The sequence below is a fragment of the Priestia sp. BR_2 genome, from assembly GCF_041954005.1.
Lineage (GTDB): Bacteria > Bacillota > Bacilli > Paenibacillales > Paenibacillaceae > Paenibacillus_AQ > Paenibacillus_AQ lautus_A.
Genome location: NZ_JAVFHM010000218.1, coordinates 55,467 through 76,314, shown reverse-complemented (window position 1 = coordinate 76,314; position 20,848 = coordinate 55,467). Strand labels below are relative to the sequence as shown.

The following is a 20,848-nucleotide window of genomic DNA, read 5'->3' as shown; positions in this document are numbered from 1 at the left end:
AATGAAAAGGCTGCTTTCGCGGTAGACAGGGTCTACGGCGGAGAGCAGCCTTTTTTGTGATATGAGATCGGTTGTAGTCAGGCGATATTACTTCGCGTTGTCGTAACGTTTGCCGACTTCTTCCCAGTTTACAACATTCCAGAATGCGGAGATGTAGTCCGGGCGTTTGTTTTGATATTTCAGGTAGTAAGCATGCTCCCAAACGTCCAGGCCGAGGAGAGGAGTTTGACCTTCCATGATCGGGCTGTCTTGGTTAGGAGTGCTGGTTACTGCCAGTTTGCCGTCTTTAACAACGAGCCAAGCCCAGCCGCTGCCGAAACGAGTTGTAGCCGCTTTGGCGAAATCTTCCTTGAATTTATCGAAGCCGCCGAGCTCGCTGTTGATGGCATCAGCCAAAGCGCCGGTTGGTTGTCCGCCGCCGTTTGGTCCGATCACTTCCCAGAACAGGGAGTGGTTAGCATGGCCGCCGCCGTTGTTGCGAACCGCTGTGCGGATGCTTTCCGGTACAGCATCAAGGTTGCCGATCAGATCCTCAAGGGATTTGCCTTGAAGCTCAGGAGCGTTCTCAAGAGCAGCGTTCAAGTTGGTTACGTAGGTATTATGGTGGCGATCATGGTGGATCTCCATCGTTTGTGCGTCGATGTGGGGCTCGAGCGCGTCGTTTGCGTAAGGAAGTGCTGGTAATTGAAATGCCATAGTAAAAACCTCCTGTAAATTTAGTTTTTGGTTATGATGAAAGGCCTTCCTTCATCAGGAAGTCTTTATCATCCCGGAGCAATGGAATATGTAATCCGGCTACACTACATATATTAAACCGTTTTGGGTGATTAAATCAACTTTTATGTTTGAAAAGTCCGCGAGAGCCGTTTTAACGCTTAAAGAATGTTGTTTCGCCGCAATGGAAAATGATGAAAAACTTTCCTAAGAAAGTTGTCGTTATATATATAGCCTTGAAGAAATCTGTACTTATAGATGGAGCATGAAAGGGATAGATCGAGGTAGAAAGGAGTCGTAACATGAATAGTACAAAGTTCAGAGTGACGGCCATCTTGATGGCTGCGATTCTGGCTGCGGCACCGCAAGTCGAAGCTGCTGCATCTAAGACGGAGACATCGCAGATCGCGAAGTCGGCCGCGCAGAAAAATGCAAATCTGGCCTGGAGCGTGAAGCTGGGCAGCAACGTCACGGCGAAGCTCGACCATGCCGACGTATGGCAGCAAAACGGATCGCATGCGGCGGTATTTACCCTGACTTATAAAAATGGGGGCAAGAGCGCGGCGCGCCTGGTATCTTATTTTCCCAAGGTGGTCCTTCCCGGCGGTTCCGTGAGCGCGGCCAATCCCATTTCCAAGGACCTGGCCAAGAAGAAGGTAGAGCCCGGGCAAAGCGTGAGCGTCACCTACTATGCGAAGACCGACAGCAGCTCTTTGGCCGGCATGAAGCTGGTCATGGACGTATGGAATCCGCAGGTCAAAGGCTACCTGCAGCGCGTCGGAACGTACAGAATGCCCGCCAATTATTCCGCTGCCGTCCCAACGGGCTCAAGCACCAAGCTGAAGCTGGGCGGAACGCCGGTTACCGTACAGGCGGAATCGCTGGAGATCATCAAGTACGACGGCAAAGTCATCGCCAAAGTCGGGATGTATATGACCAATCATGGCGGCAAGGTATGGAACGATCGGGGATTCGAGCCGCATTTGGTAACGGCAAGCGGCAATTCGTTCCCTCTGCGTCATGAGGCGGGGGCAGAGGGGGTGCCTGTCCAGCCCAAAGAAAAGAAACTGGTTTACTACATAACGGAAGTTCCCTCTTACCTGAAGACGGCCGGCCTGCGTTTCTTATGGACCGAAAACGATGACACGCTGAAGCTGTCCCTGCCTGTCGCCTCATTCAAGCTGCCGGCGGCAACAGCTCCGAAGTGGGACGTCAAGGCGGGCGAAGCCAAGAAGTTGACCATCCGGGGGATTCCGGTCGATACCAGAATACGCCAGTCTTCGCTGCGTGCCTCAGGGGGACAGGGCATATGGACCATCGAGATGGCCTTCAAGAACAAGGGTAAAAAATCGGTGGAGGTTCCGGCCTACGAGTTCGCGATTAAAGCGTCCGAAGGCTCCTTCCATCCTTATACGCCGGACGCCAAAGCGGGCTTGACGCTCCGCCCCGGGGAAGAGAAAACGATGGTGATGGAAATCGCGCTTCCGCTTGATCTCAAGCAGGACCGGCTGAAGCTGCAAATGATCGGGGCATCAGGCACGGCCGGCTCATCCAAACCGCCCGCGAATCCGGGTGAGTCGGGCAGCGAGCCGACCTCAGAGGTCCAGGAGCCGTTGACCTTGCCGATTGCATACTTTGCCATCCCGTACCAAACGGAACGCAAGTCATCCATCGGCGTGGAATACGGCGCGCAGTCGGCCAAAGGATTTGCGTACACGCTGGAATCCATCCAGCGCCTGCCGTGGCAGGACCAGGACCTGATCGTGGCGAAGCTGCGGCTGCGGAATACCCAGGAATCCAAATCGCTGCCGCTGCCAGAGCTTAAAGCTAACGTCACGGCGGATGAAAAAACAAGCTTGGCCGGCCCGGAGGTCATCGCTGAGGAGCAGGGCTCCCTGATTGCGCCGGGGGCATCAACCGAGGTGTACGTCATGGCGCGGATCCCGTATACGAAGGATATACGTTCGCTCCGTTTCGAACTGTTTACGCAGCAGGAGGCGGCAAAAACGTCGTTCCTGACCATGACCACGTCCGGGATGATGCAGTCGATCGGCGTTCTGGAGAAAGGGAAGCCGTATACGGTCACGGCTGCGGGTAAACGTGCGGAGGCACAAGAACGGCGGACGGTCATCTATGAAGGAGCAGATTCCGATATCGTCTATTCGGAATTCGTGCTGACCAGCAACGAACAGCGCCGCGTTCAAGCCGCAGTGCTGAAGGGGTACTTCCAAAGCGCGGACGGCAGGATTTATGAAGCGGAGACCCTTCAGCCGGAAGCGGCCCTTCAGCCGGGATCCAGGCAGTCGATCGTCTTTTGGGCCCGAGTGCCGAAAGGGGCTGCCAGCGAATTGGGCCTGGCCCTCGGCACGGCGATGTCCGGAGGCAAGCTTGCGGAAACGGGCAAGGACGCTACGGGTGTGCTGGGCGTGAAAAAATTGATGCTGAATCCGGCCAGACCTGCGGCAAGCTCCGGCCTGACGCAGCTCGATTGGTATCCTTACAGCGTTTCGGTCACGAAAGCGGCTGGGCATTTACAGGAGGGCAGTTCCACCATATCGCTCAATGCCACGTTGGATGTGAAACGGAGCGAGAGCATTGCGGCCGCGGATTCCGGCCGCAAGCTGATACTCATCATCAAGGACAGCCTCGGACAAACACAGGAGCGGACGCTTACGCCAGGCACCGATATCCAAGTGCCGGGCACCCGGTCGATATCGATGGAGCTGACGGACGAGCAGTACAAAAAGCTCCGCGGCGGCTGGTTTAACTTGACCCTTGTGGACGAATTCCAGAACGAGCGGATCACGCTGGGCAGCCAGAGCTACAACCTGACGTTCCAGCCCCTTCTGGACCCGAACGAGGAGAGATAGACTAAGAACCGGAAAGGAATAGCGAACATGCTGCGTTTGGAAAATGTATCGCACAGCTTTAAGAACGGCAACGAAGTGTTAAAGGTGCTTCATAACATCCAGTTCGAAGTCCAGAAGGGCGAGATGATTGCGCTGCTCGGCAGCTCCGGATCGGGCAAGTCCACGCTGCTCAACTTGATGGCCGGGCTGATGAAACCGACCGAAGGCCATATTTATATTGCGGATCAGGATATCGTCAAATACGGGGAAAACAAGCTTGCCGTTTTTCGGCGCAAGCATATCGGATTTATTTTTCAGGCTTACGAATTGATTCCGACACTCACGGTTCGTGAGAACGTGGAGCTTCCGCTTGTTTTTCAATCCGTTTCTCCGTCCAAGCGCCGCAAGAAAGCGATGGAGCTTCTGGAGATGACGGGGATCGGCGATAAGGCTTCGCTGTACCCGTCCCAGCTGTCCGGCGGACAGCAGCAGCGCGTCAGTATTGCCCGCTCATTGATTACCGAGCCTTCCGTCATTTTTGCAGACGAGCCGACGGGCAACCTGGACACCAAAACGGAAGAGGAAATTATCCGAATCATGATGTCGCTGAACGAGTCCATGAAGACGACGTTTGTCATCGTTACCCATGAGATGGAAGTCGCCGCCCAAATGAAAAAAACGATTATGCTCCGCGACGGTTATTTGGTTCAGCCGGAGAACTACGCGACTTCCACGGGAGGGCAGCGGGGGCCGAGCGCCCCTTCGCCCCTGTCCGGGATCCCGGTTCATTCGGAGGAGGCAGGTGAGGTCAGCTGAGATTTTTAGACAGCATACGGCTGGCATGGGGACAGATCAAACGCCGTAAAGTGGTAACGGCCCTGTGCATGACCGGCATTTCGATCGGATGTGCGGCTATCATCGTAGCGATCAGCATCGGAAACGGCGCCCAGAGTTATTTGGAGACGGAAATCATAGGCGGCATGAAACTTGACGAAATTACGGTGACTCCGCAGAGCACGGGCGGGCCCGGGGAAGGCGGCGGCCAATCGGCGGGAGGAGAACGGGGATTGCTTACGGATGATAAGGTTCAGGTCATTCAGGGCTTCAATCACGTCAAATCCGTTGTAGCCACCAAGCAGCTCGGTTATTTCCGGACCATTTCATCCGACAACCTGATCCATGAAGGCATCAACGTCGTGGCCGTGGACTTGTCCAAGCTTAAAGAGCAGGGAAACCGGTTCAAGGAAGGCGGCCCGCTGGAGCAGATCGGTGCCGTGGTGCTGAATTACGGAGCGACAACCGGATGGAAGGACGCGGAGACGAGCGAAAGATTGAACAATATGATGAATTCCGATCCCAACAATCCGCAGCTATGGGAAGAGTTCCAGAAGTATGAGAGCACCGTTTCGGAAATGATCGGAAAGAACGTTCAGCTGGAGCAGATGGACAACGACAAGAAATTGCTCAGCCCGCAGCTCTACGTCGGGGGCGTGCTGGATGTGCCCAAGGGGCGGGATGCCCAGTTTGCATTCTATGACCGTCAGGCCTACATATCCTTTGACACGGCAGATTGGCTGACGGATAGCTTGAATCTGCAAAAAGGGCCAGCTTCGAAACAGCGGGTTTACGATAATCTAACGGTCAAAGTGGAGGATCTGCAATATATTAAACCGCTCGAGGACCTGATCTCCAAGCTTGCGCTGAATGCGAGCGACAATCTGGCCATGCGGGATCAGGTTGCTTCCCAATTGGACACCTTCAAGGCGATCGCTCTCGGCGTAGGCGTATTTATCCTGTTGCTGGCCTCGATTTCGATCATCGTCGCCATGACGATGTCGACGCATCAGCGCCGCCGGCAAATCGGCATCATGAAGGTTCTGGGAGCGAATATGCCGCAAATCCGGAACATGTTCATCGTGGAAGCCAGCCTGCTCGGTTTGCTTGGCGGCTTGCTCGGCATCGTATTCGCGTATTTGATCATCAAAGGGCTGAATTCATTCATCATGGCTTCGGCAGGCATGTCGGGACTGCAAATCGCCGTGACGGCGGAGACGCTGCCGATCGGCATTGCCTTCGCCGTAATGACGGGCATCTTCTCGGGGATTTACCCGGCGATCAGCGCAGCAAGAACGAATGCGCTGCTGGCCATCAAGCGGGATTAGGATCATGAGTTTCGGAAAGGAAGCTAAATCGGAATGATAAAAAAAATCATAAAATGGACGGTTATCGCTGCTGTGCTGGGTCTGGTGGGATATTGGGGATATGGGCAGGTGAAACCCAAGGAACCTGAGATTCCCATGATGGAAGAGCCGCAGGTCATCTCATTCCCCGTAACCGAGGAAACGATCCTATCGACCGTGCAGGTCAAGGGAACGTCCGAATACGGAAAGGAAACGAACGTATACGCGCCTTTTGAAGCGAAGGTGGAGTCCTGGAACGTCGAGAACGGCCAGCAGATCAAAAAAGGCGACGCCCTTTTCAAATTGGAGCAAAAGGCGATTCGCCAGCAGCTCCAGCAGAAGGAGGCCGAGCTGCAGAAGCGGAAGCTGGAGCAGGAGCTGAAGGAGTTTACGCTGAATCAGGATCTCGACAACGCGCCTGTAGGCGCAACGGAGGCGGAGCGCCTGAAAATGCTGGCAGACCAGGAAAATGCGCGGCTGAGCAGTCAGCTGGACGAGGTGAACAACGATATCGAACGTCAGACGCTTGCCGATTTGAACGACAGGCTGAGGCAATCGACATACGTATCTCCGGCAGCAGGCCTGTTCCTGTTCGACCCGACCCAGCAGCGGCCGCAATCGGTGACGGCCAACCAGTATATCGGCAAAATCGTCGACCTGGATTCCCTGCGGTTAGTGGCATACGTCGGGGAAAACGACATCTTCAGCATTCAGCCGGACATGGCGGTAGAGGTCAAGCTGCCGTCCATCAAGGATTTGAAGCTAAAGGGCAAGGTGCTGGAAGTGGCCAAATTCGCCGAGGCGACGGCTCAGGAGAAACAGACGTCCCAGACGCCGCAGTTCAAGGTCATCATCTCGCTGCCGAAGAATGATCGCTTGATCGGCGGATTGACGCTGAACGGAGAGATCGTGACCAAACGGAAGAACAAGGCGGTGGTGGTTCCCAAGTTGGCCGTCATGACGGAGGGAGATAGCTCTTATGTCATGGTGGACAAGGGAGGCGGCCAGATCGAGCGGCAGGATATTGAGACGGGGATGCAGACGCTTGATAAAATCGAGGTTTTGTCAGGGCTGAAAGCGGGAGATACCGTCGTTCTCCAGTAAACATGGATGTACGAAAGCAGCGTTCCTCCAAAGGCACATGGCCGGGGGGCGCTGTTTTTTTTCATCAAGTTCCTTCATTACAGCATGTATCGCCACAGGAAAGGTAGCCCGGTGATTTCAAAAATACATGGAGACAATGATGTAAACTCATTGGTAATTAATGGAGCGATTTTTACCATGAGCTAATGGTTTAACGGCAGGAAACGAATCGTTTATTCAACAAAAATATGGAATTTTATCCATCAAAAATAATGAAAACGCTTCATATAAAGCGCTTTCAGAAGAAAACTCGTGAATTTACGAGAAAGATGTGGTTTAATGGACAAGGAAACAGGATTTTCGGGTTTTTTGTAGTAAACTTAAATGTCAGGTTTGCGTTAACGGAATACTAGATCTTTGTAAACCGGGTAAACCGCATCATGCTAACGAAAAGGGAGATTTTGAAATGCATGTTCGTTCCTTTCAGTTGAGTGACTGTAACCCCGTAACCGAGCTATTACAGATTGCTTTGTCGGAAGAATGCTACGAAAACACGATGGAGCCTTTCTCCAGGCAGCTCGCTTGGGACTCCGATCTGATTATGGTGGCAGAAGAAAACGGTGAAATCGTTGGTGCCTTAATCGGTACGATCGAACGCAATCATGGTTGTTATTACCGCATCGCCATTCATCCCGACTATCGCAGGAAAGGGATTGGCAAAGCCTTGATATCAGCGATGGAACAGCGTTTTCAATCACGGAAAGTCAGTCGGATCATGGTAGCCGGAGATGAGCACAACGCCGCAGCCATGCCATTTTATGAAGCCATGGGATACGGTGCCAGCCAAATCCTGCGGTCGTTCCAGAAGCTCAGTATCCTTGGTCAATAGTTGCAGCGACTACAGCGGTACATACGAGCAGCGCAAAACGGCGGCCTTAAGCTTCGACAGAGATAAGAAACGACATTTTTTCGATATGAAGCATATCTTTCAGCCGTTGCAAATGGGTGGGAGATATGCTTTTCTATTAATGTACCTGTTTTTGAAGGTGCCGCCCTCGATGCTCGAAGGTGAAATCGAAGTAAAGTAGGTGTAGCATGGGACAAGTGATTCCTCCGGATTCAACTGAGCATGGCGAGAACAACGGGCCTCAGAATCAACCGGCCAAGAAGAACGGCTGGGCCGCCGAGCTGTGGGATTGGGTAAAGACGATTGCGATTGCATTTGTTATTATGGTGCTTCTAAATATGTTTGTGTTTAACCTGTCTATGGTTAAGGGCGAATCCATGCAGCCGACGCTGGTGGCATCGGAGCGGCTCTTTATTAATAAAGTGGTCTATCGCTTTTCGGAACCGAGCCACGGCGACGTCATTGTGCTTAAGGATCCGAGTGACGGACCGGACAAGAAGGAGTTTCTTGTTAAGCGCGTCGTCGGCGTACCCGGCGATACCATTGAGGTAAAGGATCAGAAGCTGTACGTGAACGGCGTGGCCCAAGAGGAAGGGTATACCGATGTCCCGATCGAGGATCCTGGCTTCGAGCCCGTTACCCTGGAAGCGGGAAGGTATTTTGTTATGGGGGATAACCGCCACCTCGGAAAGAGCAAGGACAGCCGCATGTTCGGCAGCGTGAAGGAAAGCGACATCGTGGGCAGGGCCGAATTTATTTTCTGGCCGTTGTCCGAGATCAAAAAGCTGTAGCTTAAGACAGAACATCATCCCAGAAAAGGAGGCGCTGGAGAATGACCTACACACTCGGCTCGTACGCTCCTCCGCCTTCGGTATGGGAGGAGCTCAAGCAGGAGCTAAAAGCCGTTGCACCCGAGCTCGGCATAGATGATATCGGCTTCGCCTCGGCGGAGCCGTTCCAATCCCTGAAGGGGATTTTGCAATCCCATCGGGATAAGGGATATGAGTCCGGGTTCGAGGAGCCGGATCTGGATAAGCGGGTGACCCCCGCACTCCCCGGCACCGAGCCGAAGTCCCTGATCGCCATCGCGATAACGTACCACTCCAAGATGGAGAACCCGCCGAAATCGGAGCCTGGCAAGTACAGGGGCATCATGGCGCGATCCGCTTGGGGAAGGGATTATCACCATGTGCTCCGTGAGGCGATGAGCCGCCTGGAGGCATACATCAAGGAACGCGTGCCGGATGCAAAGCTTGAAAGCATGGTGGATACCGGCGCGCTTGTCGACCGGGCTGTCTCGCAGCGGGCCGGCATCGGTTTCAGTGCCAAGAACTGCTCCATCATCTCTCCGAAGTTCGGTTCCTGGATATTCCTTGGCGAAATGGTAACCAATATCCCGTTTCCGCCGGATTCGCCGGTAACCGAGGATTGCGGGGAGTGCACCAAATGCATCGATGCATGCCCAACCGGCGCCCTTGTCGGTCCCGGGCAGCTGAATGCCCAGCGCTGCGTTTCTTTTCTGACCCAGACCAAAGGATTTCTGGACGAAGAGGCCATGCGCAAGATCGGCAACCGGCTGTATGGATGCGATACCTGTCAAATTGTTTGTCCGAAGAACCGGGGCAAGAGCTGGACTCATCAAGAGGACTTCAAGCCCGATCCTGAAAAAGCCAAGCCGCTGCTCCTGCCCATTCTGGATATGAGCAACCGGGAATTCAAGGAGGCCTTCGGAGATACGTCCGCCGCTTGGCGCGGCCGTAAGCCGATTCAGCGCAATGCCGTCATCGCGCTCGGCAATTTTAAAGATATTTCAGCCGTACCGAAGCTGAGCGAAGTACTGCTGAAGGACCCGCGCCCGGAGCTGCGGGGAACCGCTGCATGGGCTCTGGGCCGTATTGGAGGCGAAGAAGCGTTGAACAACTTAGAGAAAAGCATGAAATCAGAAGGGGATTCCCGAGTACGAGATATGCTGCAGCAAGCCTTGAATAAGCTAAAGCCTGAACCGGCTGGACATGAAGCACCTGCCGAAGCGCAAGCCGCGGCCGAAGTTTCATCCGCCGGGGGTTCGGGTTCCTCTAATGGGGGCAATCCGGAGCAGGAGGGTCCTGTCATTCAGGGGGTCGAGCCGATGGCCATCCCTGAAGGAGGACCGGAAATGCTGTATTATGATGAAGTTCAATCTCCGATCGGACCGTTGACGGTCTGCGCCACGGAGAAGGGCCTTTGTCTCATTGAATTCGGCAGCTTCTATGTGAAGGAAGCGGTCATCCAGCAGTGGTCGCGGACTTGGGCCGGCAACGGCGGCTACCAACGGGACGAGGCCAGACTAGCCCCTGCGATCACGCAGTTGAAGCAGTACTTTGCCGGAGAACTGAAGGCCTTCGACGTACAGCTGGACATGCGCGGAACCTCATTCCAACTGCAGGTATGGGAAGCGCTGAAATCCATTCCCTATGGAACGGTTTGCTCCTATAAGGATGTAGCCGAATCCATCGGGCGTCCGAAAGCGGTTCGAGCCGTGGGCGGAGCGAACAATAAGAACCCCGTTCCGATCATCGTGCCGTGCCATCGGGTGGTAGGGGCCGACGGAGCGTTGATCGGCTATGCCGGCGGCCCGGAAATCAAACGCACCTTGTTGACGATCGAAGGAGCCATGCCGGACCGTAAAGGGTCGTAGTTGACCAAGGCGTAATCATCGGAACTGCCTGCTGCCGAACATCCGTTATTTTCATTTGCTGTGACGAAAAGGACATGCTATGATAGGTTCGTGTATGCGCCATTAAATGGCAGATATTAGTAGAAGGTGGTCAAGTGATGGATATTGTCATTCCGATTATTACATTGATCGTGGGTCTGGTCGGCGGATTCTTCATCGGCGTATTTTATCTGCGCAAGCAATTGGAGAAGATGCAGAACGATCCGCAAATGCTGCAGAAGATGGCAAAACAAATGGGGTATAACATGAACAGCAAGCAGATGCAGCGTGCACAGCAAATGATGAAAAATCAGCCTATGCCGGGCAAAGGGCAAGGCCGCAAACGCAAATCATAATGCAAGAAAGCCCGCTCCCGTCTAAATGGAACGACGGAGGGGCATTTCTATTTAAAAAGACCGCTAACAGCGGCTATAAGTTAACCGTTTGCTTTTTTTTGGAACGGAAAGGGGGATTGTACTGTGGCGGGCGTAAAGGACTATGTGAACCATAAAGTAGGCCAAAACCGGGAGCAGATCGAGTACCATGTAGAGCAAATATTGAAGCTGATCGGTGAAGATCCCAAGCGTGAGGGTCTGCTTGAGACACCGGCCCGCGTGACGCGGATGTACGAAGAGATCTTTGCGGGGTATGAAGTCGATCCCAAGGACGTTCTCGGGGTTACCTTCGACGAGAATCACGAGGAACTGGTCATCGTGAAGGATATCGTATACTACAGCCAGTGCGAGCACCATATGGCGCCGTTCTTCGGCAAAGTCCATATCGGATATGTCCCGAGCGGCAAAATCGCCGGCTTGAGCAAGCTGGCACGCTTGGTAGAGGCGGTTACGCGCCGTCTTCAGGTGCAGGAGCGCATCACTTCGCAAATCGCCGATATCATGGTGGAGGCGCTGCAGCCTAACGGCGTTATGGTCGTGGTGGAAGGCGAGCATCTGTGCATGTGCGCGCGCGGCGTGAAGAAGCCGGGCAGCAAGACGGTAACGTCGGCTGTACGCGGTACGTTCCAGAGCGATTCCGCGCAGCGCTCGGAGTTTCTGTCCTTGATTAAAGACTAAGCTGGATCTTCATGATATCAAAAAGGCTTCGCCCACGGAGGCGAAGCCTTTTTTTGTTATCCCTGTGACGATATGAAGCCATCTGATCATCCAGGACAAGCAAGGAAAGATCAAGATGCGCCATCGACTTGTTTCATATATTGCACATACTGGACGAGGGCGCTTTTTTGCTCCTCGATCTCCCGGATTCGACGGGACATCTCCATGAAAAAGACTTCGATCTGATCCCTCAGCACATTAGCCGATTGTCCCTTCCAATCCTGAAGGCGGGCATACATGACCCGCGCCTCTTGTTCGTCGGACCGAAGGGCTGCAAGCAGCCCCGTCAGCTCGCGTTCGGCTTGAAGTAAATCATCAAGCTCCAGCAGAATCTCTCGACTCATCCCCATTCCTCCCGGTGGTTGCTAATAGATGTTTACCCGCTGTTATCTGTACGTTCAAACAGATCCGCCTTAAATTTAATGTACTGCACGATGTCGGTGGTATGCTGCAGATGCCACTGACTCATCGACATGATGGATGTATCCAGCTGCTGGACGATCGGCTGCAGACGCCGGCTGTGGCTGGAGAACATGTATTTGGAGAGACGCTGCCGGATTCCCTGCATTTCGGCATCGCTCTGATGGGCATGCGCTCGCCATTTCTCGGCTACGCTTCGCAGCTCGGCAGGGGTAACCTGGATGGTACCGGAGGAGCCTCCTGCCGATCCGGCTATGGCTCCCAGCGAGCCGCCCAAACCTAAGCCCAAGTTGCTCAACGGCCCGCCAAGACCAAACAAGAGATCGCTGTGGGAAGGGATTCTGGGCGAATCCACGGACTTACCGGTAGCGCCGTCATACAGACGGTTCGAAATGTACCCATTCTCGAATTGATAGCGGTCCAGCTGGTGATAGTTGGGGCCTCCCAGCGTATTATCGATTTTTTCTTTGATGCTGAGCCCGTCATTGGCATCCTTGTAACTGGAGTCTATGTAATAGGTAGAGCCGACGTGACCGTCGTAACCTCCGAGCGCACCGCTGGCAATAATGTCGCCGGGATGGGCGAAATTAATGATCTGGGAGTCGAATTCCCCATTCTCGGCTTTTCTTCTGGCTTCAGGGGAGAGGCTACCGATGACGGACGGGGCGCTGAAGGTGACAGCCGACATGCCGGTATAAGCGGCAGCATATTGCGCGTTGGCTCCGCCCAGCGAATGACCGGTAAGGGAAAAATCAACACCCTTGTACTTCTCCTTCATTTCCAGCGCGTAATCCTCGGCTTGATACATCTGATTGGTGCCCAAGATATCCGTTTTCTTATCGATTTTCCTCGATTGTTCGCCGAACCAATCCGTGACATCGTTAATGCCCGTCACTTCTTTGACTTTGTCTACATGGTCGGCCCAAGGAGCCCGGAACTCCGGAATTTTCCTTTTGATCTCTTCAATGCCAATATCCGCGTCGGCCAGATAATCGGGGAGCGCATGGGATAAATCTCTGCCTGCTTCGGTGCCGCGGTATGCGATAACGGCCTGGTTCGTTTCCTTGTTGTAGAAAGTTACCGCGTCAAAACCGGATATGCTGTTGCTCTTATAGTCCTCAAGAACCTCCCATCCCGGCAGGTCCTCAACGGTATCTTCTTTTTTCAGATCGAGGTAAGCCGCTTCCGACATGAGTCGGTATGTCTCGTCATCCACTTGCGGTGAACTCAATATATTCCCTCCTTAACGTGATCTATCAGGTTCAGAGCCTATGGTTGCTGCAAAGAGAAACATAGGTCCGTCACTCGCCCTTAATAGCTTTTCTAAGCTCCGGGTTCATCACGAAATTGGACGTTTCGCCTGTGTTGAAATCTACGGATATTTTAAAGGTTTGTTCAGGATGATCCACGACATACCCTTCGAGGTTAACCTTGTCCGCTACGATCGATGGCATCATCTCTTCTTTGGTAATCTCTACATCCAAATTGTATTTTTCCTTAAAATACTCAACGGCCGTGGTTTTCGCCTTTGTTATAACCTCGTCCGAGCTGCCGTTTGCAGTGGCTTCGTTTTGATTATGGTTCACGGGCTGGCATCCTCCAACAATTAGAATAATGAATACAAAAGCAAAAATGAAAATACGCGATTTGAACCTACTGTTCACACTGACCCATCCCTTCAGTCGTGATGTCCTGCTCCCATAGGCACGCCGGATCTTTCGGTTGTTGCCTTAGACCAATGCTGAGGCTGCGTACCAAGCTTACTGTCATATCATAATCCAGCATATGGTAGCGATCAACCGAATAAATAACCAGATATGTGGTAAAAAAGACCTAACAATAAGGTTGGGTTACTCCGTAGCTTGAATAATCCTGTTCAAATCCGGGCTTATGACCAAGTACCCCTCTGAACAGGGAAGCCCTCCCTAAACTCCATAAAGGAAGTAAGGAGGGCTATAGACTTCATACCCAATATTAACCAATCCGAAGCAGCTAATGCCGGCTGAGAATTAAAACGGTTTCCATTTCAGCTTGCTGGCATGCTTGAAACGCTCCGCAACTTCCGGCCAGTAGACCACGTTCCACCAATCGTTGATGTAATCCTTGCGTTTATTTTGATGTTTAAGGTAATATGCATGCTCCCATACATCCAGGGCGAGGAGAGGGACGACGTCCCACTGGGAGAGATTTTGATGTTTCTCGGCCTGCAAAATTTCAAGCCGATGGCTGCGCGGACTCCAGACGAGGATAGCCCAGCCGCCGCCTTCCACTTTGTCTGCTGCTTCGGTAAAATGCTTCTTGAATCGATCGAAGCTTCCGAAATCCTTCTTGATCTGCTGTGCAAGCTCTCCGCCCGGTTCGCCGCCGCCCCGCGGGTTCATGATGTTCCAGAAGATCGTATGCAGATAGTGGCCGGCACCGTGGAACGCAAGCTCGCGTTCCCAATGCTTCACGAGCTCGAAATCGCCGCTTTTTCGGGCCTCCTCCAATTTCTTCTCCGCCTTGTTCAGGCCGTCGACGTAGCTTTGGTGATGGATGTCGTGGTGAATCCGCATGGTTTTCTCGTCGATATAAGGCTCGAGCGCATTATAAGCGTAAGGCAGTGGAGGGAGGCGGTGTCCGCCAATCGGCACAGCCTTGCCGCCGCTGTCTCCCATGCCTTGAATGGACAGCTCGGCTTCGGGAGTAGACGTCGGAGGAGACGTGGCCTCGTGCAGCGTCATCGACTGCAGCGGCATATCCACATCCATGAATCTCTCCAGCGCTCCGGCGGCGTTCAGTGTTTCGAGTGCATTCAGGAAATATTCGGACTCCCGAATCACATGGTGCAGGACCGTACCGGCAAGCGGCACTTTCTGAACGGCTTCACTGTTCTCTTTTAAGCTGTGCAGCTGGCGAATGAACTCCCTGGACTGCTCGCAGGAAGCGCGCAAGAGCTGCTCGACCTGGGCCAGCATTTGAGGCGTGGGAGAAGTATTATAACTTAGAATATGGCGCAGAAGTTCGTCTGCCGCCTTCTCCGTGTCGGAGAACACGACGGCCCATTGATCCAGCATCTTGACGTAGACCGGCTCCAGATCGGGTACCACGGCTTTGATCAGCGCGAGGTGTTTTCTTTCCTGATGCTTCCAAAAGCGAATTTCCTCCAGTAATCGCACCGGGAGCTTCGCTCCATAATGAAATAACATGTCCGTTCCCTCCAGTATCAGGTTCACTAAACACACTATATTCATTTGGCGGCCTGTATTATGAAGGAAAAATAAAAACCCCCGCTGCATCAGGCAGCAGGGGGGGGAGAATCGTATACTGAAAGGCACGGTCTCTTCGCTACAGAAACACCTGATGAAAACCTCAGGATTCGTCCGGCGTTTCGAGTTTGCCGAGGAAGGTCGATACTTTGCGCAGATATTCCCTAGGATGCTCGCGGAAGATAAGCTCATGATGGGCATCCTCTACAATCCAGGAGTCGGAATCCGCATGCGTCTGGTTGGAAGCGATTTTCTCGGCGATCGGGTAAGGAGCCTTATCGTCCTTCGTTCCGTGGATGAACAAGGTCGGGAACGGGTAATCGTGCTTCTTCACCTCATTGTACGGGATCTGGTCCAGACTTGTGCCGTTAAGCACAGGGAAGAGCAGCTCCAGAATCTCCAGCGAAGGATGACGGGGGAGATCAATCTGGTTGTGGATATTGTGGTAAAGCGTGTCCGGCTCCAATAAAAAGGCGCTGTCCAGAATCATGGCATCCACGTCCTTGGTCTCAAGCCCTGCCTGCAGCGCGGTGCCGGCCCCCATGGAGAACCCCCAGACGACAATTTGCTTCGCGCCGCGCTGCTTCACATGCTCAATGGCTCCAAGAAGCTGGCGTTTCTCCTCCTTGCCGCCGGTCGCCACTTCCTTGCTGGTCTGGGAGGCAAAACCGTAATCAAACATGAGTACATTGAAATTCATGTTGTGCGCGTAGTGGGCGATATCGTACATCGGTACCCAGGTTTCCTCCCGGTTGGCGCCGTAACCATGGCTGAGCACGATGGTTTTCGAGGAATTCTCGGCCGGGATATACCATCCATTGATATTTCGTTTCCCGTCAATCGAGTGGAACGTGACGTTCTCGTAATTCATATCTTTCGCAAGCTTGGGATTGGAATAGAGCGGAGCCACCGTCGGATTCGACAAAACCCAAGCGATATAGGCATGAAGCGCAATAAAACAGAAAACGAGGAAAAAAACGACAGATAATAACAGCGCTAATATAATATGCTTTAGACGGACCAAGCCCGTGGACAGCTCGGCCGGCGCGTCATTCAATTGGGAGAGTGGGGCATTACTACCAGTCGTAGTGCTCATAAGTGGCCCCTCCTTACCATATAGTCTGAGTGCGTTTCGTGAACATGAAAAAGTTGAAATTATAATAATCGTATGCCCGGATGCCTATAAAGTCAATGCAAAACCATAGATTGTAAGACAACTGTAAAGTCCCTGTCCCCATGGTTTACTTTTGAGAAGAATTCTCATATAATTCTTGTAACCAGGTTTCATACAATGAAACAGGAGAGGAGCTGATCGGGATGGAAGACCGCAAATTAACGGTACGCGCCGTAGAGCGGGCCCTTGATATCTTGATGTGTTTTACGAAGGATGGCGAACTTGCTCTCACGGAGATTTCTTCCCTTATCGGATTACATAAAAGCACCGTCCATCGGCTGCTAACAACGCTGGAAGACAAAGGATTCGTTGTGCGGAACAAAGAGACGGAGAAATACCGGCTCGGCTTGAAAATATGGGAGCTGTCGATGCATCTGTCCCAAAGCGACGACCCTGCCATTCGCCTTCAGCCGGCGATGGAGGCCTTGCGGGATCGGCTTGGGGAAACGGTAAGTCTGTATTTAAGGGACGGTTCGGATCGCCTTCGGATTCAAGCGGTTCAGAGCAACCAGGGGATCCGCCGGGTCGCCCAGGTCGGCGTGCGGCTGCCGCTCTCGGTGGGCGCGTCCAGCAAGGTTCTTGTGGCCTTTGCGCCTGAGGAGGACCAGGAGGAGCTGCTGAATGCGCCGGATTGGCCGGAGGCGGTCGATAAGAACGCGTACCGGCAGCAGCTGGCGGAAATACTGGAGAACGGCTACGCGATCAGCATCGAAGAGCGCGAACCTGGAGCGGCTGCCGTATCGGTGCCGATCTTCGACCGCAGCGGCCGCGTCGCCGCCGCATTGTCGATGTCCGGGCCTGTAACCCGCCTGTCGGCCGAAACGCTTCGCGAGCATGCGCCAATCCTGATGGAAGCGGCAAGGGAAATGGGAATGATGATTTAATTTATTCTATTGCCGGATCAGAGACAGCATCACTATAAGTTATTCAATGACCGGGAGGCTGCGTGTGATACAGCCGCCCGGCATAACAAACCGTCCAAGCGCTGGCCGTCTTCGGAGAAGGCTCGCCCATCAACGCTATTTCTTATAGGATGGAAAAGGACCGTCCCCATGATCTTGGTGATCGCGGGGACGGTCCTTTTGACGCTGCAGCTCAGTATGTAACACGTAAGCGCAACTTAGGTCAGCTTCACGTTCTTTTCCTTCATTTTCTGATTAAGGATTTCTTGAAAGGTCAGGGGTTTGTCCGTCGCTTCCTCTTTCTTAGGCGCCGCCACCGGGTGCGGCCGCTGGTATTGATAGTGGAACGAAGCCATCGTATGTATTTTGATCATCGGTACCTTCCTCCTGGATATGGGTTTCCGCAATGTTTCGTACCCATTAACCTGTGCGGCCTTATTCGAAACGGAATTTCCAATATTCAGGAAAAAAGTACCGGGAAATAACAAAATCCCCATCATCCATGCGCGGATGATGGGGATTTTTGACTAAGGCCAAATCGCCTATAAGAATGCTTTATTGGTTCGATGCGATCATTTGACGCAGTACCGTTTGGAGGATACCTCCGTTATGGTAGTAATCCACGTCCACCATGCTGTCGAGACGGGCGATGGCTGGGAACTCGAATTGGGTTCCGTCTTCGCGCGTAGCGACAACCGTCAATTCCTGGCCTGGCTTCACGTCGTTGCTGAGGCCCAGAATATTGAATGTCTCGCGGCCGTTCAGACCGAGGCTCTTCCAGCCGTGACCTTCCTGGAACTGGAGCGGCAGAACGCCCATGCCCACCAGGTTGGAGCGGTGGATACGCTCGAAGCTTTCAGCCAGTACAGCCTTGACGCCGAGGAGATACGTACCTTTTGCCGCCCAGTCGCGGGAGCTTCCCGTACCGTATTCTTTACCTGCGATAACGATCAGGTTCTGTCCGCCTGCTTGATAATTCATCGATGCATCATAGATGGACATCACTTCTTCCGTTGGCAGGTAAGTCGTAACGCCGCCTTCCGTACCTGGAGCTACCTGGTTACGGATCCGGATGTTAGCGAACGTACCGCGCATCATGACTTCGTGGTTACCGCGGCGGGAGCCGTAGGAGTTGAAGTCTTTGCGTTCCACGTTGCGATCGCTCAGATATTTGCCGGCAGGGCTGTTCGTTGCGATGTTGCCCGCTGGAGAGATGTGGTCCGTCGTAACGGAATCGCCCAAGAGAGCCAGCACGCGCGCTTCCTTGATGTCCTGGATGTCGTTCAGGCCGTTGCCCAGGCTTTCGAAGAACGGCGGGTTCTGAATGTAAGTGGATTGATCGTCCCACTCGTACAGCTCGCCTTCAGGCACAGGAATCTTGTTCCAACGCTCATTGGCGGTGAACACGTTCTCGTACTTGGCGCGGAATGCTTCAGCGCTGACGGACAGGCCGATCGCTTCGCGGATTTCCGCGCTCGTTGGCCAGATGTCCTTCAGATACACAGGCTCATTGTTCGGATCGTAACCGATCGGATCGTTCTGAAGATCGATGTTCACCGTGCCTGCCAGGGCGTAAGCAACAACCAGCGGCGGCGAAGCCAGGTAGTTGGCTTTGACTTGAGCATGCACGCGGCCTTCGAAGTTACGGTTACCGGACAATACGGCAGCTACCGTCATGTCGTTGTCGGCAATCGCTTCGCTCACTTCATCCGGCAATGGACCGGAGTTACCGATGCACGTTGCGCAGCCATAGCCTGCCACGTAGAAGCCGAGGGATTCCAGATAGTGCAGGAGTCCGGCTTTCTCCAGGTAGTCGGTTACGACGAGGGAGCCCGGTGTCAAGCTGCTCTTCACGTAGCCAGGCTTCTTCAGGCCGCGTTCAACGGCTTTCTTGGCCAGGAGGCCAGCGCCGAGCATAACGCTTGGGTTCGACGTGTTCGTACAGCTGGTGATGGCCGCGATTACAACCGCACCCGTACCCATTTCGCTGGTAGAGCCGTCTTTATGGTTAACTTTAACGGTCTCTGCGATTTTCTCGTCGCTGAGTCCATATCCGCCCTTATCGATCGGCGTACGGATGATGTCGTTAAAGTTTTGTTTCATGCTGGTAAGCTCGATACGGTCCTGCGGACGTTTCGGTCCGGCCAAGCTCGGCACAACCGAAGCCAGGTCCAGTTCGATTACGTCGGAGAACTCAGGGTCCGGCGTATCGGCCGTACGGAACATGTTTTGCGCTTTATAGTAGTTCTCCACGAGCTCAACCTGCTCATCGGAGCGGCCCGTGTTGCGAAGATAAGCCAGCGTTTCGTCGTCAACCGGGAAGAAGCCGATCGTAGCGCCATATTCCGGAGCCATGTTGGCAACCGTTGCGCGGTCAGCCAAGCTGATGTTGGCGAGGCCTGGACCGTAGAATTCTACGAACTTGCCTACGACGCCTTTCTTGCGGAGAAGCTCGGTTACCGTGAGGGCAAGGTCAGTCGCGGTAGCGCCTTCTGCCAGGCTGCCTGTCAGTTTGAAGCCGATAACTTCAGGGGTGACAAAGTACAGCGGCTGGCCGAGCATGCCGGCTTCCGCCTCGATGCCGCCGACGCCCCAGCCCACAACGCCAAGACCGTTGATCATGGTTGTATGGGAGTCCGTGCCTACGAGGGAATCAGGGAAGACCAGCGTTTCGCCGTCAACGGTCTTCGTAGCCGCAACGGAAGCCAGATACTCCAGGTTAACCTGGTGAACGATACCTGTTCCCGGAGGAACCGCGCGGAAGTTGTTGAATGCTGTTTGAGCCCAGCGGAGGAAACGGTAACGCTCCTCGTTGCGCTCAAATTCAAGCTTCATGTTCGTTTCAAGCGCTTGGTCGGTACCAAAAGCGTCGACCATGACGGAGTGGTCGATAACGAGGTCGACCGGAACGAGCGGATTGATCTGTTTAGGATCGCCGCCGGATTTTTTAACGGTGTCGCGCATGGCTGCAAGGTCTACGACAACGGGTACGCCGGTGAAGTCCTGCAGTACGATACGGGCAGGGATAAACGGAATTTCCTTGTTGTTGTCGCGTCCTTCGTTCCACTTGGACAAGAGTTTTACGTGATCTTCGGTAATCGCGCGTCCGTCAAACTGACGAACGGCAGCTTCAAGCAGCACCCGAATGGAGAAAGGAAGCTTGGACACGCTGCCGTATCCTTGCTCTTCGAGCGCCTGCAGGCTGAAATAGCGGTAACTTTTACCGCCCACCTCTAGGTTGCGAGAGATGGAGAATTGATCCTTTGCTGGCATTGATGAACCTCCTTAAGTCATTTCATAAATCGAATAAAGACAGTTAGGGTTAAATCCTTTTTGGTTTCACTAGATGAAACCTAATTTCATAAATTGACTACTTTAAGTATAACGTTTTCAACTCCCCGCGTAAAGCATTTTTTATAGAAGAAACGCATTTCAAAAAGGTGAAAACAAGCCTGTTTTCTTACCGGAAAACAGCCGCTGCAATCCCGCGTTTCTGCAATCTCTTGACCGAAGTTCATAGCCTGAAGATTTGCTTCATATAGTTGTGATAGGGAACGGCGTGAA

Annotated in this window: 18 protein-coding genes; 10 read left to right on the top strand and 8 right to left on the bottom strand. The window is 53.3% G+C overall.

Features of this window, described 5'->3' with window-relative positions:
- Nucleotides 1-87: 87 nt before the first annotated feature.
- Complete coding sequence (locus RB298_RS15955; protein ID WP_009594941.1) at nucleotides 88-696, bottom strand: superoxide dismutase; 609 nt, start codon at nucleotides 694-696, stop codon at nucleotides 88-90.
- 320 nt (nucleotides 697-1,016) lie between these two features.
- On the opposite strand from RB298_RS15955, the gene RB298_RS15950 reads away from it, so the two are divergent.
- The 9 genes from RB298_RS15950 to folE all read left to right on the top strand — a co-directional run bounded on the left by RB298_RS15950 (nucleotide 1,017) and on the right by folE (nucleotide 11,501).
- Nucleotides 1,017-3,584 (top strand): hypothetical protein, encoded by a 2,568-nt coding sequence (locus RB298_RS15950; protein ID WP_486047566.1) that lies wholly within the window; start codon nucleotides 1,017-1,019, stop codon nucleotides 3,582-3,584.
- A 27-nt stretch (nucleotides 3,585-3,611) separates the two neighbouring features.
- Nucleotides 3,612-4,379: an ABC transporter ATP-binding protein gene (locus RB298_RS15945; RefSeq protein ID WP_486047565.1), complete on the top strand. Its 768-nt coding sequence runs from the start codon at nucleotides 3,612-3,614 to the stop codon at nucleotides 4,377-4,379.
- A gap of 50 nt (nucleotides 4,380-4,429) precedes the next feature.
- Entirely contained in the window at nucleotides 4,430-5,725 is a 1,296-nt protein-coding gene (locus tag RB298_RS15940) for an ABC transporter permease (protein WP_213580209.1), read from the top strand.
- A gap of 33 nt (nucleotides 5,726-5,758) precedes the next feature.
- The gene (locus tag RB298_RS15935) at nucleotides 5,759-6,847 is read left to right on the top strand and encodes an efflux RND transporter periplasmic adaptor subunit (RefSeq protein ID WP_009594868.1); all 1,089 of its coding nucleotides are present in this window, start codon (nucleotides 5,759-5,761) and stop codon (nucleotides 6,845-6,847) included.
- A 445-nt stretch (nucleotides 6,848-7,292) separates the two neighbouring features.
- Nucleotides 7,293-7,715 carry a GNAT family N-acetyltransferase gene (locus RB298_RS15930; RefSeq protein ID WP_012819018.1) on the top strand — a complete coding sequence of 141 codons (423 nt, stop codon included), beginning with the start codon at nucleotides 7,293-7,295 and terminating at the stop codon, nucleotides 7,713-7,715.
- 206 nt (nucleotides 7,716-7,921) lie between these two features.
- A complete protein-coding gene (gene lepB, locus RB298_RS15925; protein ID WP_009594926.1) occupies nucleotides 7,922-8,524 on the top strand; it encodes a signal peptidase I in 603 nt (200 codons plus the stop codon).
- A gap of 41 nt (nucleotides 8,525-8,565) precedes the next feature.
- Nucleotides 8,566-10,410, top strand: coding sequence for a tRNA epoxyqueuosine(34) reductase QueG (gene queG / locus RB298_RS15920; protein WP_486047564.1), 1,845 nt, complete (start codon nucleotides 8,566-8,568; stop codon nucleotides 10,408-10,410).
- Nucleotides 10,411-10,547: 137 nt separating this feature from the next.
- The gene (locus RB298_RS15915; RefSeq protein WP_009594912.1) at nucleotides 10,548-10,784 is read left to right on the top strand and encodes a YneF family protein; all 237 of its coding nucleotides are present in this window, start codon (nucleotides 10,548-10,550) and stop codon (nucleotides 10,782-10,784) included.
- Nucleotides 10,785-10,907: 123 nt separating this feature from the next.
- Nucleotides 10,908-11,501 (top strand): GTP cyclohydrolase I FolE, encoded by a 594-nt coding sequence (gene folE / locus RB298_RS15910; protein WP_012819021.1) that lies wholly within the window; start codon nucleotides 10,908-10,910, stop codon nucleotides 11,499-11,501.
- Nucleotides 11,502-11,611: 110 nt separating this feature from the next.
- Here folE and RB298_RS15905 read toward each other — a convergent pair whose 3' ends face one another.
- The 5 genes from RB298_RS15905 to RB298_RS15885 form a co-directional block, all read right to left on the bottom strand.
- Nucleotides 11,612-11,884 carry a hypothetical protein gene (locus RB298_RS15905; protein WP_096777009.1) on the bottom strand — a complete coding sequence of 91 codons (273 nt, stop codon included), beginning with the start codon at nucleotides 11,882-11,884 and terminating at the stop codon, nucleotides 11,612-11,614.
- Nucleotides 11,885-11,916: 32 nt separating this feature from the next.
- Nucleotides 11,917-13,191 (bottom strand): Tle-like phospholipase domain-containing protein, encoded by a 1,275-nt coding sequence (locus RB298_RS15900; protein ID WP_486047563.1) that lies wholly within the window; start codon nucleotides 13,189-13,191, stop codon nucleotides 11,917-11,919.
- A 70-nt stretch (nucleotides 13,192-13,261) separates the two neighbouring features.
- Nucleotides 13,262-13,546, bottom strand: coding sequence for a hypothetical protein (locus RB298_RS15895; RefSeq protein WP_090912753.1), 285 nt, complete (start codon nucleotides 13,544-13,546; stop codon nucleotides 13,262-13,264).
- A gap of 423 nt (nucleotides 13,547-13,969) precedes the next feature.
- Entirely contained in the window at nucleotides 13,970-15,148 is a 1,179-nt protein-coding gene (locus RB298_RS15890; RefSeq protein ID WP_486047562.1) for a Fe-Mn family superoxide dismutase, read from the bottom strand.
- Between the two features lie 163 nt (nucleotides 15,149-15,311).
- Nucleotides 15,312-16,304, bottom strand: coding sequence for an alpha/beta fold hydrolase (locus tag RB298_RS15885; protein ID WP_096777006.1), 993 nt, complete (start codon nucleotides 16,302-16,304; stop codon nucleotides 15,312-15,314).
- 221 nt (nucleotides 16,305-16,525) lie between these two features.
- Between RB298_RS15885 and RB298_RS15880 the strand changes: the two genes are divergently transcribed.
- Nucleotides 16,526-17,266 carry an IclR family transcriptional regulator gene (locus RB298_RS15880; RefSeq protein WP_486047561.1) on the top strand — a complete coding sequence of 247 codons (741 nt, stop codon included), beginning with the start codon at nucleotides 16,526-16,528 and terminating at the stop codon, nucleotides 17,264-17,266.
- A 236-nt stretch (nucleotides 17,267-17,502) separates the two neighbouring features.
- Here RB298_RS15880 and RB298_RS15875 read toward each other — a convergent pair whose 3' ends face one another.
- Nucleotides 17,503-17,658 (bottom strand): hypothetical protein, encoded by a 156-nt coding sequence (locus tag RB298_RS15875; protein ID WP_176502551.1) that lies wholly within the window; start codon nucleotides 17,656-17,658, stop codon nucleotides 17,503-17,505.
- A 181-nt stretch (nucleotides 17,659-17,839) separates the two neighbouring features.
- The gene (gene acnA, locus RB298_RS15870; protein WP_192569732.1) at nucleotides 17,840-20,557 is read right to left on the bottom strand and encodes an aconitate hydratase AcnA; all 2,718 of its coding nucleotides are present in this window, start codon (nucleotides 20,555-20,557) and stop codon (nucleotides 17,840-17,842) included.
- Nucleotides 20,558-20,848 lie beyond the last annotated feature (291 nt).

Coding starts and splice junctions, on each gene's coding strand:
- RB298_RS15955 (WP_009594941.1), bottom strand. CDS start 696: ATGGCATTTCAATTACCAGCACTTCCTTACGCAAACGACGCGCTCGAG.
- RB298_RS15950 (WP_486047566.1), top strand. CDS start 1,017: ATGAATAGTACAAAGTTCAGAGTGACGGCCATCTTGATGGCTGCGATT.
- RB298_RS15945 (WP_486047565.1), top strand. CDS start 3,612: ATGCTGCGTTTGGAAAATGTATCGCACAGCTTTAAGAACGGCAACGAA.
- RB298_RS15935 (WP_009594868.1), top strand. CDS start 5,759: ATGATAAAAAAAATCATAAAATGGACGGTTATCGCTGCTGTGCTGGGT.
- RB298_RS15930 (WP_012819018.1), top strand. CDS start 7,293: ATGCATGTTCGTTCCTTTCAGTTGAGTGACTGTAACCCCGTAACCGAG.
- lepB (WP_009594926.1), top strand. CDS start 7,922: ATGGGACAAGTGATTCCTCCGGATTCAACTGAGCATGGCGAGAACAAC.
- queG (WP_486047564.1), top strand. CDS start 8,566: ATGACCTACACACTCGGCTCGTACGCTCCTCCGCCTTCGGTATGGGAG.
- RB298_RS15915 (WP_009594912.1), top strand. CDS start 10,548: ATGGATATTGTCATTCCGATTATTACATTGATCGTGGGTCTGGTCGGC.
- RB298_RS15905 (WP_096777009.1), bottom strand. CDS start 11,884: ATGAGTCGAGAGATTCTGCTGGAGCTTGATGATTTACTTCAAGCCGAA.
- RB298_RS15890 (WP_486047562.1), bottom strand. CDS start 15,148: ATGTTATTTCATTATGGAGCGAAGCTCCCGGTGCGATTACTGGAGGAA.
- RB298_RS15885 (WP_096777006.1), bottom strand. CDS start 16,304: ATGAGCACTACGACTGGTAGTAATGCCCCACTCTCCCAATTGAATGAC.
- RB298_RS15880 (WP_486047561.1), top strand. CDS start 16,526: ATGGAAGACCGCAAATTAACGGTACGCGCCGTAGAGCGGGCCCTTGAT.
- RB298_RS15875 (WP_176502551.1), bottom strand. CDS start 17,658: ATGATCAAAATACATACGATGGCTTCGTTCCACTATCAATACCAGCGG.
- acnA (WP_192569732.1), bottom strand. CDS start 20,557: ATGCCAGCAAAGGATCAATTCTCCATCTCTCGCAACCTAGAGGTGGGC.